At 65.4% G+C, this 16,157-nt stretch carries 12 protein-coding genes and 1 pseudogene; 10 read left to right on the top strand and 3 right to left on the bottom strand.

All coding sequences use genetic code 11. The features are described 5' to 3' along the window. The first annotated feature begins 266 nt into the window (after window positions 1-266). The 8 genes and pseudogenes from rimP (at window position 267) to AUL28_RS02160 (ending at window position 9,425) form a co-directional block, all read left to right on the top strand. The gene (rimP, locus tag AUL28_RS02130) at window positions 267-860 is read left to right on the top strand and encodes a ribosome maturation factor RimP (RefSeq protein ID WP_058602022.1); all 594 of its coding nucleotides are present in this window, start codon (window positions 267-269) and stop codon (window positions 858-860) included. Window positions 861-993: 133 nt separating this feature from the next. After that, complete coding sequence (gene nusA / locus AUL28_RS02135; protein WP_062221904.1) at window positions 994-2,580, top strand: transcription termination factor NusA; 1,587 nt, start codon at window positions 994-996, stop codon at window positions 2,578-2,580. Between the two features lie 40 nt (window positions 2,581-2,620). Next, window positions 2,621-3,283: an RNA-binding protein gene (locus tag AUL28_RS02140; protein ID WP_082640185.1), complete on the top strand. Its 663-nt coding sequence runs from the start codon at window positions 2,621-2,623 to the stop codon at window positions 3,281-3,283. A 99-nt stretch (window positions 3,284-3,382) separates the two neighbouring features. Then, window positions 3,383-3,529, top strand: a pseudogene (locus AUL28_RS23615) (translation initiation factor IF-2 associated domain-containing protein); the annotation flags it as partial. 195 nt (window positions 3,530-3,724) lie between these two features. Next, window positions 3,725-6,679 carry a translation initiation factor IF-2 gene (infB, locus tag AUL28_RS02145; protein WP_441294087.1) on the top strand — a complete coding sequence of 985 codons (2,955 nt, stop codon included), beginning with the start codon at window positions 3,725-3,727 and terminating at the stop codon, window positions 6,677-6,679. Window positions 6,680-6,984: 305 nt separating this feature from the next. Then, window positions 6,985-7,413 (top strand): 30S ribosome-binding factor RbfA, encoded by a 429-nt coding sequence (rbfA, locus tag AUL28_RS02150; RefSeq protein ID WP_062230488.1) that lies wholly within the window; start codon window positions 6,985-6,987, stop codon window positions 7,411-7,413. Next, window positions 7,413-8,396, top strand: coding sequence for a tRNA pseudouridine(55) synthase TruB (gene truB / locus AUL28_RS02155; protein ID WP_062230489.1), 984 nt, complete (start codon window positions 7,413-7,415; stop codon window positions 8,394-8,396). Before rbfA ends, truB begins: the two co-directional genes overlap by 1 nt. Window positions 8,397-8,492: 96 nt before the next feature. Beyond that, window positions 8,493-9,425 carry an alpha/beta hydrolase gene (locus AUL28_RS02160; RefSeq protein ID WP_062230490.1) on the top strand — a complete coding sequence of 311 codons (933 nt, stop codon included), beginning with the start codon at window positions 8,493-8,495 and terminating at the stop codon, window positions 9,423-9,425. A gap of 151 nt (window positions 9,426-9,576) precedes the next feature. On the opposite strand, the gene AUL28_RS02165 is transcribed toward AUL28_RS02160, so the two are convergent. Continuing rightward, window positions 9,577-10,251 (bottom strand): HAD family hydrolase, encoded by a 675-nt coding sequence (locus AUL28_RS02165; protein ID WP_058602016.1) that lies wholly within the window; start codon window positions 10,249-10,251, stop codon window positions 9,577-9,579. Between the two features lie 287 nt (window positions 10,252-10,538). Here AUL28_RS02165 and AUL28_RS02170 point away from each other — a divergent pair, with 287 nt between their 5' ends. Both AUL28_RS02170 and AUL28_RS02175 read left to right on the top strand, forming a co-directional pair. Next, window positions 10,539-13,808: a GAF domain-containing protein gene (locus AUL28_RS02170; protein ID WP_192843379.1), complete on the top strand. Its 3,270-nt coding sequence runs from the start codon at window positions 10,539-10,541 to the stop codon at window positions 13,806-13,808. A 3-nt stretch (window positions 13,809-13,811) separates the two neighbouring features. Continuing rightward, window positions 13,812-14,183 (top strand): hypothetical protein, encoded by a 372-nt coding sequence (locus tag AUL28_RS02175; RefSeq protein WP_058602014.1) that lies wholly within the window; start codon window positions 13,812-13,814, stop codon window positions 14,181-14,183. A gap of 648 nt (window positions 14,184-14,831) precedes the next feature. Here the strand turns inward: AUL28_RS02175 and AUL28_RS22470 are convergent. Beyond that, window positions 14,832-15,551: a dCTP deaminase domain-containing protein gene (locus tag AUL28_RS22470; protein WP_156419860.1), complete on the bottom strand. Its 720-nt coding sequence runs from the start codon at window positions 15,549-15,551 to the stop codon at window positions 14,832-14,834. Window positions 15,552-15,561: 10 nt separating this feature from the next. After that, window positions 15,562-16,053 carry a hypothetical protein gene (locus AUL28_RS02180; protein WP_062230492.1) on the bottom strand — a complete coding sequence of 164 codons (492 nt, stop codon included), beginning with the start codon at window positions 16,051-16,053 and terminating at the stop codon, window positions 15,562-15,564. Window positions 16,054-16,157 lie beyond the last annotated feature (104 nt).

The raw sequence follows: 16,157 nt of genomic DNA on the forward strand, positions 1-16,157 counted from the left end.
ACCTGTTCCGCGACGTCTGTCGAATGGCGGCGATCTTGGATCAACAGCTTTGGCGAAAGTCCGGGACGGCGGGCGCTCGCCAGCGCGGCGCAAGGCTTGCCAGGAAGCGCGTTGAAGCGTATAGGAAACTCAAATTCTCTGCGATGCGATCGTGAGAGTGGGTCCACCCGGTCCCGCTCTTTTTTGTTACAAGGGGTCGGCGTCGCGACCGGGGCAGGGATCGGACGACACCGATCCGATCGCCTCGTGAACCATTCGGAGACTTCGTGACGGATCGCATCATCATCGAACAAGGCATCGAGGCGCGTGTCGCCGCGATCGTGGAGCCAGTGATCGAACAGATCGGATACCGGCTCGTGCGGGTGCGCGTGTCGGCGATGAACGGCGCGACGCTGCAGATCATGGCCGAGCGGCCGGACGGTTCGATGACGGTCGAGGATTGCGAAGCCGTCAGCCGGGCCGTGTCGCCGGTGCTGGACGTCGAAGACCCGATGGACCGCGCCTATCATCTGGAAGTTTCCTCGCCCGGCATCGATCGTCCGCTGGTGCGCAAGGGCGATTTCGAGACCTGGACAGGTCAGCTTTTGAAACTCGAGACCAACCGGCTCGTTTCAGGTCGCAAGCGCTTTCGCGGCCGCGTCACCGAGGTGAGTGCCGAGGGTATCCGTCTGGAGCGCGACGGCGTTGCCTCGGAGGGCGGCGAGGCGGTTGTCGAAATCGCGTTCGACGCGCTGGCCGAGGCGCGCTTGATCCTGACCGACGATCTTCTGGCCGCTTCGCTGAAAGCCGACAAGGACGCCCGCCGCGCGCGGGGCCAGCCGGTGGACGAGGACGAGGACGGCGACGCCGCCCTGAACTGACGGGCGAGCCCATCCCAGCCGGACAGCGACCCAAGGGCCGCCCGGCCCATGAAACGAAGTCCCGCTCCGTGCGGGCGCGAGCCGAGAGCGGAAAGCCTTCGGGCCTTCCCCGGTTCACGACGAGGAGACGAACATGGCAGTCAGTGCGAACAGACTCGAGCTTCTGCAGATCGCGGATGCCGTCGCGCGGGAAAAGTCGATCGATCGTGAGATCGTCATCGCCGCCATGGCCGACGCCATCCAGAAGGCGGCGCGTTCGCGGTACGGCCAGGAAACCAATATCCGCGTCGACATCAACACCAAGACCGGCGAAATGAAGCTCCAGCGCTTGCTGGAAGTGGTGGAGCAGGTCGAGGACCCCGCGACCCAGATCTATCTGGAACTGGCGCGAGACAAGAATCCCGATGCCGAGCCGGGCGACTTCATCGCCGAGCAACTCCCGCCCATGGAGTTCGGCCGCATCGCCGCGCAGTCGGCCAAGCAGGTTATCGTGCAGAAGGTGCGCGAGGCCGAGCGCGACAAGCAGTATGAAGAGTTCATCGGCCGCGTCGGCGAGATCATCAACGGCACGGTGAAGCGCGTCGAATACGGCAATGTCATTGTCGATCTCGGCAAGGGCGAAGGCATCATCCGCCGCGACGAGCAGATCCCGCGCGAGCTGTTCCGCTACGGCGACCGCGTGCGCGCCTTCGTCTACGACGTGCGCCGCGAGCCGCGCGGACCGCAGATCTTCCTGTCGCGCACTCATCCGCAGTTCATGGCGAAGCTCTTCACCATGGAAGTGCCTGAGATCTACGACGGCATCATCGAGATCAAGGCCGTGGCGCGCGATCCCGGCTCCCGCGCCAAGATCGCCGTGATCTCGCGCGATTCCTCGGTGGATCCGGTCGGCGCCTGCGTCGGTATGCGCGGCTCGCGCGTTCAGGCCGTCGTCGCCGAGCTTCAGGGCGAAAAGATCGACATTATTCCCTGGTCGCCGGAGGCTGCCTCCTTCCTCGTCAACGCGCTTCAGCCGGCCAAGGTCGCCAAGGTCGTTCTGGATGAGGACGCCGAGCGTATTGAAGTCGTCGTTCCCGATGACCAATTGTCTCTTGCGATCGGCCGTCGTGGCCAGAACGTGCGCCTTGCCTCGCAGTTGACGGGCTGGGACATCGACATCCTGACCGAGCAGGAAGAATCCGAGCGCCGCCAGAAGGAATTCGCCGAGCGCTCCGCCCTGTTCATGGACGCCCTCAATGTCGACGAAATGGTCGGCCAGTTGCTCGCGTCCGAAGGCTTCGCCTCGGTCGAGGAAGTGGCCTATGTCGATGTGGACGACGTGGCCGCGATCGAGGGCTTCGACGAGGATACGGCGGCCGAGATCCAGAACCGCGCCAAGGAATATCTGGATCGCCGCGAGGCCGAACTGGACGACAAGCGCCGCGCGCTGGGCGTTGCCGACGAGCTTCGCGAGATCGACGGCCTGACGACGCCGATGCTGGTGGCGCTGGGCGAAGACGGTGTGAAGACGATGGAAGACTTCGCCGGCTGCGCGGCAGACGACCTGATCGGCTGGAGCGAGCGCAAGGACGGCGAAACCAAGCGGTTCCAAGGCGCGTTGTCGGGCTTCGATGTCAGCCGCACCGATGCCGAGGCCATGATCATGCAGGCCCGCGTGAAGGCCGGCTGGGTCGAGGAAGAGCCCGAAGAGGTTGAGGTCGCCGAAGACGAAGACGTCTGAGGCGGACTGACGAACGAATAACGGATTGACGAAGGCGGATATGGACGAAGCGTTGGACGACGGACTGGAGGAGGCGGTGATGAACGGACGTATGTGCATCGTGTCGCGCCGCTCTCTCGAGCCCGACGCCCTCGTGCGCTTCGTGGCCGCGCCGGATGGCCGGGTCGTCCCCGATCTCAAGCGCCGGCTGCCGGGTCGGGGCGCGCATGTCGAGGCGCGGCGCGAGACCGTGGAACTGGCCGTGAAGCGCCGGCTCTTCTCGCGCGCGCTGAAGCGCGAAGTCTCCGGCCTCGAAACGCTGGCGGCGGATCTCGACTCGCTGCTCCTGCGTGCCGCGCTCGGCTCGCTCTCCATGGCGCGCAAGGCGGGGCAGATCATCACCGGGTCGGCCAAGGTCGACGCGGCTCTGCGCACCGGCAAGGCGGCCGCGACGCTTCATGCCAGCGACGCGGCGCCCGACGGCATCCGCAAGCTGGACGGCGCGCGCCATGCCGGAGAGGTCTCCGGGCGGGCGAGCCCGACGGTTTCGTTCCGTTTATTCACGGCAGACGAAATGAGCTTGGCCTTGGGCGGCGAAAATGTGGTACACGCGGCCATCTTGCCCGGCATGGCCGGGGTGGCGCTCGTCCAGCGCCTCGAAGCGCTTTGCGCGTATCGAGGCGAAGAGGCCGGTCAGGACACTTTTCTCCCGGCCGATCCATGAGGCCGCATCAATGTTCAACAACAAAGCTTGGTTGCGAAATGCTCTAGGCACGGATAATGGGCGCGAGGACACGATCCCGCGCAGGAAGCGGAAATACACATGAGCGACACGAAATCCGGCGACGACAAGACGCTGAGCGTCACCCCGAAGAAGACCTTGAGCCTCAAGCCCGGCGGCAACGCCTCGCCGGCGACCGTCCGCCAGAGTTTCTCGCATGGGCGTACGAACAACGTCGTCGTCGAAACGAAGAAGCGCAAGTTCTCCAAGCCCGAGGACGCGGCCAAGCCCGCAGCTCCCGCCGCTGGAGCTGCAGCGCCGGCCGGTGCGACCGCGCGCCCCGCGCTGACGCCCGCCCAGCAGGCGGCGCTGGCTCGTGCCGCTGAAAACCCGCAGGCGCCCGTTCCCCCGGATGTGCCGCTCGCCGCCAAGCCGGCCGCTCCGGTGGCGGAAGCCGCCGCGCCGGCGCCCGCCCCTGTTGCAGAAGCCCCCGCGCCGGCCCCGGCTGCAAGTGCGCCCGCGCCTGAACCCGTCAAGGCCGAAGCGCCCGTCGCTCCGGCTCCGCAAGCCGAACCCGTGGCTCCGGCCGCGCCGGTGGCAGAGGCTCCGTCCGAGCCGGTTGCCGCCGCCGCTGCGCCTGCGACCACTCCCGTTTCCCCGCCCGAACCGCCAAGAGCCGACACCCTGAAGCCGACCGCCCCCGAATCCACCAAGGCCGCACAGGCCCCTGCCGCTCCGGCTCCCACCGGCGCCGCGCGCCCGGCTACGGGTGCCCCCGCGCGCCCCGGCCAGCCCGCGGGCCGCACCGACGGCCATCGTCCGGCCGGATCGCAGGGCGCAGCGCGCCCCGGCCAGCCTGCCGGTGCTCGTCCCGGCCAGTCCGGCGCTTACGGCCAGCAACGCCCCGGCCAGGGCCCGGCCGGTCAGCAGCGCCCCGGTCAGTCGGGGCGTCCCGGCCAGCCGCAGGGCAGCCGTCCGGGTGCTCCGGCGCAGAACGCGGCCCCCGGCGCGAAGCAGCCGCGCGGCGCGGTCCTGTCGGACCTGTCGTCCAAGGAAATGGATGCCCGCCGCCGCGCGCTGATTCTCGCGCAGCAGCGCGAGGTCGAAGACCGTCGCCTGTTCCAGATCGAAGAAGCGCGCCGCGTCGCCGAAGACGAGCGTCGCCGCGCCGAGCGTGAGGAATCCGAGCGCCGTCAGGCCGAGGAACTCGCGCGCGTCGAGATGGAAGCCGCTGCCCGCAAGAAGGCCGAGGAGGACGCCGCTCGCCGCGCCGCCGCCCGGCCGCAGACCACGGGCCGCGCCAAGCCGGCCGAAGTCATCCCCGGCCCGCCGCCGGTAGACGATGGCCTGGGCCTGCGCCCGGCCGGCCGCACCGACCTCACCAAGAAGACCCGTGCGGACGACGAGGACGATCGTCGCGGCCCCGCTGGCGCGCGCCGTGGCCCTCCGGGCCGCACGCCCGTCGTCGAGGCGCCCAAGCCGACGCGTTCGCGCACCGGCGACGACCGTCGCGGCGCCGGCCGCGTCAATGTCGAGCGCGCCCTGTCGGACGAGGATGCGCGCGGCCGCTCGCTCTCCTCGATGCGTCGCCGTCAGGAGAAGTTCAAGCGTTCGCAGCAGAACCAGCAACGTGAGAAGATTTCCCGCGAAGTGATCATCCCCGAGACCATCACCATCCAGGAACTCGCCAACCGCATGTCCGAGCGGGCGGTGGACGTCATCAAGTATCTGATGGCGCAGGGCCAGATGATGAAGCCCGGCGACGTGATCGACGCCGATCTGGCCGAGATCATCGCGACCGAATTCGGCCACACGCCCCGTCGCGTGGCGGAGTCGGACGTCGAAACCGGCATCTTCGACGTCGCCAGCAATCCCGAGAAGCTCGTCTCGCGTCCCCCGGTCGTCACGATCATGGGTCACGTCGATCACGGCAAGACCTCGCTGCTCGACGCGATCCGCAAGACCAGCGTCGTTTCGGGCGAAGCCGGCGGCATCACGCAGCATATCGGCGCCTATCAGGTCGAGCGGGACGGTCACCTGATCTCCTTCATCGACACGCCGGGCCACGAGGCGTTCACCGCCATGCGTGCTCGCGGCGCTCAGGCGACCGACATCGCGATCCTCGTGGTGGCGGCCGACGACAGCGTCATGCCGCAGACGATCGAGTCGATCAGCCATGCCAAGGCGGCCGGTGTGCCGATCATCGTGGCGATCAACAAGATCGACAAGCCCGGCGCCGACGCCCAGAAGGTGCGCACGAACCTCCTCCAGCATGAGGTGTTCGTGGAATCCATGGGTGGCGAAGTGCTCGACGTCGAGGTTTCGGCCAAGGCCGGCACCAATCTCGACAAGCTGCTCGAAGCCATTCTCCTTCAGGCCGAAATCCTTGATCTCAAGGCCGATCCCGAGCGCACCGCCGAAGGCGTCGTCATCGAAGCGCAGCTCGATCGTGGCCGTGGCCCGGTTGCGACCGCGCTGGTCCAGGCCGGTACGCTCAAGCAGGGCGATATCGTGGTGGCCGGCGACCAGTGGGGCCGCGTGCGCGCCCTGGTGGACGACAAGGGTCGCCAGCTGAAGACGGCCGGTCCTTCGACCCCGGTCGAGATCCTCGGCATGCAGGGCACGCCGCTGGCGGGCGACCGCTTCGCCGTGGTCAAGGACGAGGCGCAGGCCCGCGAGATCACCGAGTACCGCCAGCGTCTGACGCGCGACAAGGCCGTGGCCAAGTCCGCCGGCCAGCGCGGCTCGCTCGAGCAGATGATGATGACGCTGCAGGATTCGGGTCTCAAGACCTTCCCGCTGCTCATCAAGGGCGACGTGCAGGGTTCGGTCGAGGCCATCAACGTGGCGCTCGAAAAGCTTGGCACCGACGAAGTGCAGGCTCGCATCGTCCATTCGGGCGCCGGTGCCATCACCGAGTCCGACGTTCAGCTGGCCGCGACCTCCAAGGCCGCGATCATCGGCTTCAACGTCCGCGCCAATGCGCAGGCCCGTCAGGCCGCCGAGCGCGAGGGCATCGAGATCCGCTACTACAACATCATCTACGATCTGGTGGATGACGTGAAGCAGGCGATGTCGGGCCTTCTCTCGCCGGAGCGCCGCGAGACGTTCCTCGGCAATGCCGAGATCCTGGAAGTCTTCCAGATCACCAAAGTCGGCAAGGTCGCGGGTTGCCGCGTCACGGAAGGCAAGGTCGAGCGTGGTGCGGGCGTGCGCCTCATCCGCGACGGCGTGGTCATCCACGAAGGCACGCTCAAGACGCTCAAGCGCTTCAAGGACGAAGTCGCCGAAGTGCCGGGCGGTCAGGAATGCGGTATGGCCTTCCAGAACTACGACGATATCCGCGTCGGCGATATCATCGAAAACTTCCGCGTGGAGCACATCGCCCGCTCGCTGTAAGGCGAGGGCGATCGGGGGCCGGTTCGCCGGCCCCGCTTCCCGGCGAGTCCGCCCTGCGCCCGAATGGCGCGCGGTGCGGTCGGCGGGATCGATACGGAAACCGGCGCGCCCAAGGGCGGCCATAGTTTCCAGCGAAGGATGATGAGGCCCGGCGGTGACGCCGGGCCGTTCTCTTCGTGTGGATCGAAACGGCCGGTCTCCGAGCGAGACGGCCAGGACGTCGCTGAGCTCGAAACTCTCCGTTCGAACCGGTGCGGTCGCTCCCCTTGGGCGCGGCCGATGGCGCAGCGTTGCAAGAGGCAAACATGGCTAAGCATGCCAATACCCCCAAGGGGCCGTCGCAGCGTCAGCTGTCGGTCGGCGAAAAGGTTCGCCACGCGCTGACCGAGGCGCTTCAGCGCGGCGATCTGCGCGATCCGCTTCTGGAGCGCGCCGTCGTGACCGTGTCGGAAGTGCGCATGTCGCCCGACCTCAAGCTCGCGACCGCCTACGTCACGGTTCTCGGCCAAGCCGAGCTGAAGCCCTTCGTGGACGCCTTGAACGGCCACGCGAAGTATCTGAGGGGGCGGCTCTCTCCGGCCCTTCGGCAGATGAAGTACATGCCCGAGGTTCGCTTCCGCGAGGACGACAGTTTCGACAATTACGCCCGGATCGACGCGCTTCTGCGCTCGCCCGACGTGATGCGAGACCTGGAGGAAACCGAGGGCCGGGACGATAACGAGGAAGAACGCTGATGGCACGGCGCGGCAAGAAGCCGAAGGGGCGCCCGATTTCGGGCTGGGTGATCTTCGACAAGCCGGTGGGCATGGGCTCCACCGAGGCGGTCGCCAAGATCAAGTGGTTGTATTTCGCGCAGAAGGCGGGTCACGCCGGAACGCTCGATCCGCTGGCGTCTGGCATGCTGCCGATCGCGCTGGGCGACGCCACCAAGACCGTTCCCTTCGTGATGGACGGTCGCAAGACCTATCGCTTCGCGGTGACCTGGGGCGCGGAAACCACGACCGACGACACGGAAGGCCCGGTGACGAACACGTCCGACCGCCGTCCGACGCGTGCCGAGGTGGAATCGCGCCTTCCCGCCTATATCGGCGAGATTTCGCAGGTTCCCCCGGCCTTCTCCGCCATCAAGATCGATGGCGAGCGGGCCTATGATCTCGCCCGCGCCGGCGAGGCCGTGGAGATCGCAGCCCGCACCGTGACGGTCCACAAGCTGGACATCGTCTCGATGGACGAGACGACCACCGTGTTCGAGGCCGATTGCGGCAAGGGCACCTATGTCCGCTCGATCGCGCGCGATCTCGGCCGCGATCTCGGCTGCTTCGGCCACGTCACGGAACTGCGCCGCATCCGCGTCGGCGCGTTCGACGAAGACGATCTGATCACGCTGGACGATCTGATGGACGCCGCCGAGGACGGGCTGGAAGAGCTCGACCAGGAAGCGATCGATTCGGGTGCACGCCCGCGCGTCGTGCGCTTCCAGGCGCTGGACGAGTTCGTGCTGGATGCCGCGACCGCGCTGTCGGACCTCTACGAAGTGGCGCTCAGCGACGATCAGGCCGGGCGCGTCCTGTCGGGCAATCCCGTGCTTCTGCGCGGGCGTGATGCGCCGGCCTTCTGCGAGGAAGCCTATGCGACCGGCCATGGCCGCCTCGTCGCGCTCGGCTCGATCGATCAAGGCGCCTTCCATCCCAAGCGCGTCTTCGGCGGGCGCGGCTGAACGCCGCCACGCCACGGAGGCAACCATGCTCCGCCCGGTCGCTTTAAAAGCGGCCGGGCTTTTTGTGGCCTGGGCGTTGGAGAAAAGGAACCGGGCATGAGAATCGACCCGCAGGCGCAGGCGGTGCTGGACGAGATCGCGGCCAGATCGAAAGGCCAGCCGATGCCGCGCAACGCAGCCGAAAAGCTGGCGCAGGCGCGCGCCGACACGGCCTCGCTCGCGCGCTTTTCGGCCCCGCCTCCTGCCGGCGTCGAGGTCGAGCACGGCGAAGCGCAAGGGCGGAGCGGACATACCATCCCGTTGCGCCTGTATCGCCCTTCCGGCGCGTCCCGCGTGCTTCTGTGGTTTCACGGCGGCGGTGCGATCGCGGGCTCGCTCGACACGCACGAGGCCTCGCTCATGGCGCTCGCCGAGCGCACCGGGCGGATCGTCGTGTCGGTCGGCTACCGCCTCGCTCCCGAAGCGCGCTACCCCGCTCAACACGAAGACTGCTTCGACGCTGCGCGTTATGTCGCCGAGGGCGGTCTCGGCTTGCCAACTGAGAACTGGGCAATCGGCGGAGACTCGATCGGCGGTCTTTACGCGACGGCCACGGCCCATGCGCTGCGCGAGGAGGGCGTTCGCCCGCTGCCGCAGGCGCAGATCCTGCTCTACCCCAACACGGATCTTCGCGACACGCGCACCCATGCGTCACTGGAGGAGAACGAGGGGCGGATCATGACGCGCGCCTCGCTCCATTACGAAGCCGATCAATCCGTGCCGCGTCATGCCGACCGGCTGAAGCCCGATGTCTCGCCCCTCGTGGCGGACGATCTCGCCGGTCTGCCGCCCTGCTTTTTGGCCATCTGCGAGGCGGACCCGCTGCGCGACGAGGGCGACGCCTATGGCGACGCGCTGGAGACTGCGGGCGTACCGCTGGAGCGCCGTCGCTATGCCGGCATGATCCACGCCTTCCTTCAGATGAACGACCGGATCGATCGGGCCGGTCAACTCCTGGGCGATATCGCGGCCTTCCTGAAGCCGCTCTGAATGCGTCCGACAGGCCTGCGGTTTGAGGACGGGCGCTGGGTGCCTGCCCGTCCTTATGGAGGAGAACCGCGCCGATGAATGGGGATCGGCGAGCCCTCGCGCCGATTCGAGGGCGGACGACAAACCGACCGCCAAGGCCTTTCGATAGGCCCTACAAACGCCCGCCGACCTCATCGAGATGGGCCAGCATATCGGCGGGGTCTTCATAAACGCGATAGGCGCCGGCGCGCTCCAACTCGCCCGCGCCATAGCCGCCACACAGGAGGCCGACGCCAAGGGCGCGGCAGCGCTGGGCGGCCAGCATGTCCCAGATGGAATCGCCCACCACCATGGCCGTTTCGATGGGGCGGTTCAGGCGCTCGGCGGCGGCCAGAAACAGGTCGGGGTCGGGTTTGGCGTATTTGACGAGATCGCGCGTGATGACGGGAACCTCGTTCGGATCGACATCCAGCGCCGCGAGATTGTGAGCCGCCGTCTCCATCCTTCCGCTGGTCGCGATGGCCCATGCGATGCCGGCCTCGGTCAGCGTGCGCAGCAACGCGCGCGCGCCGGGCAGGGGGCGGATACGCGGCGCCTGCCGGCCATAGGCGTCGGCATGGCGATGGCGGAGGCGCTCCAGAAGCTCTGGGCTGATGTCGGTGTTGGTCTCGCGCAGGAGCTGGTTGGTGAAGAGCCCGCCGCTCATGCCGATCTTGCGATGGATGCGCCAGACCGACAGGTCGATGCCCTCGGCGTCCAGCGCCTCCTGCCAAGCGAGAACATGATGATAGACGCTGTCCACCAGCGTTCCGTCGAGATCGAAAAGGAAGGTCGGCTCGATCCGCATGGCAGGGCCTTTCGCTCGGGGGCTGGAGCCTCGCGGCAAGGTGAGGCGCGCGAGCCTAGTCCTGGCTCCATCGAGCCAGAGAAAGTGCGGGAGCGGGCTGGGTCAAGCGTCGGGCTGGGCTGGAAAAAGGTGGATGGCCTCTCTTCTGCAGGAAGAGCCCCGGAGGCCGAGGCCATTTCCCCCCATTCCGATGGCCGTCCCGCGCCCTTGCTGGTCCGCTCGAAGACGCCATTTCGCGTGATGTCGATGGGACCGACTTTTCATCGCGCGGAAAGGAATTTAGGAACGTGCGATCGCGCTCGGCGCCTGATGGGACATCGATGGTCAAGGACGTGTCACCCGGAGACTCGTTGGAGCCGAGCGAGCGCGAACGAGCTCGGCTTGCGGCGCTGGCCGCCTATGGCATTCTCGACACACCGCCCGAAGAAGGGTTCGACGACATCGTTCTTCTGGCGCGCAGCCTGTGCAGCGCGCCCGTGGCGCTGGTCAGCCTCGTGGACCGGGACCGCCAATGGTTCAAGGCGCGCTCGGGGTTCGAGCCGCAGCAGACGCCGCTCAGCCAATCCGTCTGTATCCATGCGCTCGGCGGCGAAGGGCTGCTGGTCATTCCCGACCTGACGAAGGATGCGCGCACGGCGGCCAACACGCTGGTGACGCAGGACCCATTCCTGCGTTTCTATGCCGGCGCGCCCTTGATCACGCCATCGGGCGAAGTGCTCGGCTCGCTATGCGTCATCGACCATGCGCCACGGCCCGAAGGCTTGCGCGAGGACGAGGCGAGCGCGCTTCTGGCGCTGGCCCGGCAGGTGATGAGCGAGATGGAACTGCGGCGGGCTGTGCAGGAGCGGGATCGCGCGCTTCTGCAGAAGCGCCAGGGCGATCTTCGCCACCGGCAGATTCTGGACAGTGCGCTCGACCACGCGATCCTGTCGCTCGATCTCGGTGGCCGGATCACGGCCTGGAGTCGGGGGGCGGAGGCGCTCTGGGGTTGGGGTGAAGACGAGGCGTTGGGCCGGGAGGCCGATTTCGTCTTTCGCCAAGCCGGTCTGTCGCTCCCCATGCCCCCGATCTCCGTTGTTCTGGATGGCGCCAGCACGGGAGCCTTGTCGGAAGGCTGGCGTCAGCGCGCGGACGGCACCCGCTTCTTCGCCTCCAGTCGCATCACCCCGCTTCTGGACGATGGCGGGGTGCGCACAGGCTGGGTCGTCATCGTCAGCGAGCGGACGGTGGAGCGTCGGCGTGAGGATCGGCTGACGCTTCTGGCGGAAGCCTCCTCGGCGCTCCTGTCCAGCCAGGAGCCGAGCGAGACGCTGGCCTCGGTTCTGGGCGCCGGCGCGGGCCCGATCGGCTTCGATGAATGCTACCTGTTCGAGGTGGCGGAAGACGGGTGCCATCTTCATCTGGCGCAGGGCATCGGCCTCGACCCTTCCTTACGCGAAAGCCTCAGCCATGTGCCGCGAGAGCGCCCGCTCTGCGGGATCGTGGCCGAGACGGGAGAGCCGCTCATCCTGTCGGGCCTCTTGGGCGATGGCGAGCCGCGTCATGCGATCGCGCGCGAAGTCGGCTTCGACACCTATGCCGGCTTTCCGATCATCAGCAAGAAGCGGGTGCGCGGCGTCATCTCCTTCAGCCGGCGGGACGCTGCACCGTTCGACGCCGAAACGCTGGTCTTCTTCGCAACGCTCGCGCGCTTTGCCTCCGTGGTGTACGAGCGCATCGACGCCGAGCGCGAGCTGCGTGCGAGCGAAGCCAAATGGCGCGGCCTGTTCGAGGAGTTGAACGATGGTTTCGCGGTGGGGCGCATCGTGCGCGATGCGGGCGGCCGGATGCTGGATCTGCGCTACGAGGCGGTGAACCGCGCCTGGTGCCAGATGGCCGACCGCCCGCCGGGCGAGGTGGCAGGCCGGACGCTGCGCCAGATCTTTCCCCAGTTCGCGGCCGAATGGATGCTGGATTTCGTGCGTGCCGAAGAAACCGGCAACGCCGCGCGGTTCACCCGCTCGATCGAAGCGCTCGGCCGCTCCTATGACGGCGTGATGCAGATCACGGAAGGCGACGGTTTCGCCATTCTCCTGACCGAGGTCACGCACCGGGCCAAGGCCGAGGCGCATCGCGACGCGCTCGCCCGGATCGGCGATCTCCTGCTTCTGGTCGAGGACGAAGCGGAGATGCTGGACTGTGTGACGGGGCTTCTCGGCCGCACGCTGGATGTGGCCGCCGTCGCCTATGCCCATCCATCGGACAACGGAACGGCCCTGCTCATTCTGCGCCAATGGCGAAGGGAGGCGGAAGCGGGCGCCATCGAACCCCAGGGCGCTCTGGTCGAGCCGGAGGCGCTGGAACGGCTCCGTCGAGGGGAGGTGCTGGTCTTCCAGGAGGCGGAGAGTGGCTCCACCATCGATCATCCGGTGATGGAGGACGGACGTCTGGCGGCGGTGCTGCATGTCGGCGATATCAGCGCGCGCCGCTGGAGCGAAGAGGAAATCGCCTTCGTGCGCGATGCGGCCACGCGCATTCGCGCCGCGCTGGAACGCCGGCGCGTGGAAAGCCTCTTGCGCGACAATGAGAAGCGCCTTCTGACCCTCGTCCAGACCATGCCGGTCGGCGTGCTTCTGGCCGAGGCGCGCAGCGGGCGGCTGATCGCCAGCAACCGGCGCATGGAGGATATTCTGGGCCGGCCGGTCGCCAGTATTCTGCCAGCGGCCGATCTCGGCTTCGTTGCCTTCGACGGCGAAGGTCTGAAGATCGGCGTCGAGCGCTTTCCGCTTTGGCGCATGTTGAACGGCGAGGCCGATCGCGCCACGCTTGAAGCGCATCTGGAACGCCCCGACGGCAGCCGGGTGTGGATCGAGTTCCTGGGCGAGGCCATCCATGATGCGACGGGGCGGCTGCGCGGCGCGGTTCTCTGCGCCACCGACATCGAAGACCGCAAGCGCGCCGAAGCGCAGCAGCGGGTTCTGGCGCGCGAGCTGTCGCACCGTTTGAAGAACACACTGGCCGTGGTGCAATCGATCGCTTCGCAGACGCTGCGTTCGGCGCCCGACATCGAGACCGCGCGCGGCACCCTGTCCCAGCGCATCCAAGCCCTGTCAAAGGCGCATGAGATTCTGCTGATCGGCCAGCGCGACGCCGGCTCAGTGGAAGCAATTCTGCGCAGCGCCCTGGAGATCCACGACGCGGCCGGGCAGATCGCGCTGTCCGGGCCCGACCTTTTCGTGGGTCCGAATGCCGCGTTGTCACTGGCGCTGATCACCCATGAACTGGCGACCAACGCGGTCAAGTACGGCGCCTTGTCCGTCCCCGAAGGTCGCGTGGACGTCGTCTGGCGCAGGATCGACGGCGATGAAACGCGCGAGCCGAGCTTCGAGCTGCTCTGGCGCGAGCGAGGGGGGCCACCTGTCACGCCGCCCGCCCGCAAGGGCTTCGGCACGCGGCTCGTCGGCATCGGCCTGTCGCGTACCGGGCCGGGCCAAGTCGAACTCGACTATGATCCGGCCGGGCTCAGGTGCCGGATCACGGCCGCCCTCTCCGAACTTGCCGCCGATCAGGAGATGTGAGGCATGAGCCAGCGTCTTCTCGCCGATCCGGCCGCAGCCGTCGTGCTACGCATTTGCCGCTCGTCGCCGGGCTTCATTCCAATCGTTGCGCGTGGGCAGGTCTATCCCGTGCGCGAGAGCGATATCGGAAACTATCCCGTTCATTCCGATCTGTCGGTCGAGGATTTCGTTCTGGGGCTCGAAGCCCTGGGATGCCACTTCTTTCGCGACGGGATGGACGATGTTTGCGTGCGCGAGCCCGAAAGCTTCCGCTCTCCCGTTTGGGCCACGCGCGCCCGGCAAATCCAGGCTTTGATGACCGATACGTGGGAGGGGCGCCGCACCGCCCTGTCGGATTATCTGCACGAGCAGGATGGGCTATCCGACGCAGATTGAAAGGGTGACGTTCAATGGCGGACAGCCTCGCGCCTATGACGCAGGCTAAGCATCCCAGCCGCCAAGACCAGCTCGCGCCATACGATCGCTGGCCAATGCAGCGCCGCCGGAAAATCAAACTGATCCGCCGATGTTCGATTTCGAAGATGGAGAAGAGCGGGCTTCCCGGACTTGTCCGGTGAATTGGTGCCCAGGAAAGGAAAAGGCCTTTCGGGCGCAAAGATCAGACAAAACAGCTACTTACGAGTGCCTAGCTTTCGACGTTTGTATCACCACGGCGTATCGCCCGCAATGCGGCTTGCGCTGGGGGTATGACCTGCAATTTGAATGTCCACCTTGCGCTGGTAGTGTTGAAAAAGTCGTCGAGCAGTAATCTGCGGCTTCGGCGTGTGAGTGGATTTGCGACAATCCGCTTTTGACGAGACCAAGCGCCAATTCGACATCCAAGGGCTACCTCATTCGAAATTTCATTCTACCCCATGCTCGCCCTACCGGACCGCGAGACCAAGCGCCCGACTTTTTCAATGTTATCCGCGCGAAGCTGTCAGAATACGCAAACTGCTGACGTTTGATGTCAATAAGCTTCGGACTCTCAATTATACACTACACAGAGCGTCAATCAGCCGAACTCAAAACAACGAATTCACTCTAGCCAAAGATAAAACTCCAGAGAGCAGGCAAATTTGGCGTAATCGTCTTGCTTAGGAGGGGCGCGAAGACGGCGGTATAAAGACTTATGATAAACGGTGTTATTAGTAGTATTAAAATAGCCACTGTTAACCCAGACTTAAACCGGCCTCCTTCGAGCTTCGCAAGCCGCTGGGCCTGATCGTTGATCTGTTGTTGAAGAAGAAAAGAAGATGGATAAGACCCAACAAGGTTCTGTATCAAGCTCCTAGGTATCGCTTCGTAGCCTTTGGTAACCTTTTCCTCCGTTGTGCCGTCGTAATCAACAATCCAGAGGCGGAAGATCCGATCTCTACGTGATAGGCAGATTGCACGAGGGCCAGCATTAAAAACTCCGAAAACTAGTTTCCCGCAGTATCCCGGATCTGCATGAAAGCCAGACACGTTAATTAGGCCTTCAAGCTTCAAATCAGTTCTGACGTTGATTAACCCGATCGAATTAAGCGGCATGTGCAACCGCTCTAGAGTAATCAAATAGGCAAACTGACCTGGATCTAGCGTCAGAACGCTTTGCTTCTCGAAGTCGTGACGTAAATCCTTGGCGTTTGCGCAGGAGGTGTAAGCTTCATCCCCTAGGCTCAGTCGAAAACAGCCATCTTTAAATTCAACCTCATGGTTGCCCGGCGACTCGACTATGTTGGGAGCTTCGCTTTGCCATCTGGAAAGGGACCAAAAAGACATTTGCGAACACCTAAGATTCGGAATAAAAAGCGCGAATGCGCAGTTCAGCCCGGCGCTCCTCTAAAGCGCTACCGAGTTCCAGTTCAAGGCGCGCGAATTCTCCAATTAAAAGCATGAGAAGATCGCGGTTCGCTTGAACTACGATCTCTCTAAACGACTCAAGATGATCGATCTTCTCGCATCCGTCACAAAAACGGCCTGATGCATCGCAGAGGCGGCGAAAAGCCGATTCATCATCGTCAACTAACACCGTGGCCAGATGAACATCGGCAAGATTGTCCTGCAGCGCTATAGAGGCGCTCAATGCAACTAGCATCCAGTCGATTATCGTCTTGTGGTAGCTGTGGCTCCCGCTGCCACGCGCTAGACGTCCGCAATATTTACCGTAATGCAAACCGTAATGCTTTAGCCGATCTGTCCTAGACAGGCAGTGGATATCTTGATGATTAGCCGCATCGTGCGCGAACTGCATCTTTTGTTGGCTGGCAAGTTTGTCCATCATTACTAATCCGGCACCTAGAGCGTCACCAACGTCTTAACTCGTAGTCCATGTCACCGCAACGCGAGCGGGTCGTCTGGCCCGGGAGGATGCATCCCATTCGTGAC

The sequence above is a fragment of the Aureimonas sp. N4 genome (assembly GCF_001463925.1).
In the GTDB taxonomy this organism is placed as follows: domain Bacteria; phylum Pseudomonadota; class Alphaproteobacteria; order Rhizobiales; family Rhizobiaceae; genus Aureimonas; species Aureimonas ureilytica_A.

What these genes read in the sequence shown, in the direction of transcription:
- nusA (WP_062221904.1), top strand. Translation starts at nt 994, where the DNA reads ATGGCAGTCAGTGCGAACAGACTCGAGCTTCTGCAGATCGCGGATGCC.
- AUL28_RS02140 (WP_082640185.1), top strand. Translation starts at nt 2,621, where the DNA reads ATGGACGAAGCGTTGGACGACGGACTGGAGGAGGCGGTGATGAACGGA.
- rbfA (WP_062230488.1), top strand. Translation starts at nt 6,985, where the DNA reads ATGGCTAAGCATGCCAATACCCCCAAGGGGCCGTCGCAGCGTCAGCTG.
- truB (WP_062230489.1), top strand. Translation starts at nt 7,413, where the DNA reads ATGGCACGGCGCGGCAAGAAGCCGAAGGGGCGCCCGATTTCGGGCTGG.
- AUL28_RS02160 (WP_062230490.1), top strand. Translation starts at nt 8,493, where the DNA reads ATGAGAATCGACCCGCAGGCGCAGGCGGTGCTGGACGAGATCGCGGCC.
- AUL28_RS02165 (WP_058602016.1), bottom strand. Translation starts at nt 10,251, where the DNA reads ATGCGGATCGAGCCGACCTTCCTTTTCGATCTCGACGGAACGCTGGTG.
- AUL28_RS02175 (WP_058602014.1), top strand. Translation starts at nt 13,812, where the DNA reads ATGAGCCAGCGTCTTCTCGCCGATCCGGCCGCAGCCGTCGTGCTACGC.
- AUL28_RS22470 (WP_156419860.1), bottom strand. Translation starts at nt 15,551, where the DNA reads ATGTCTTTTTGGTCCCTTTCCAGATGGCAAAGCGAAGCTCCCAACATA.
- AUL28_RS02180 (WP_062230492.1), bottom strand. Translation starts at nt 16,053, where the DNA reads ATGATGGACAAACTTGCCAGCCAACAAAAGATGCAGTTCGCGCACGAT.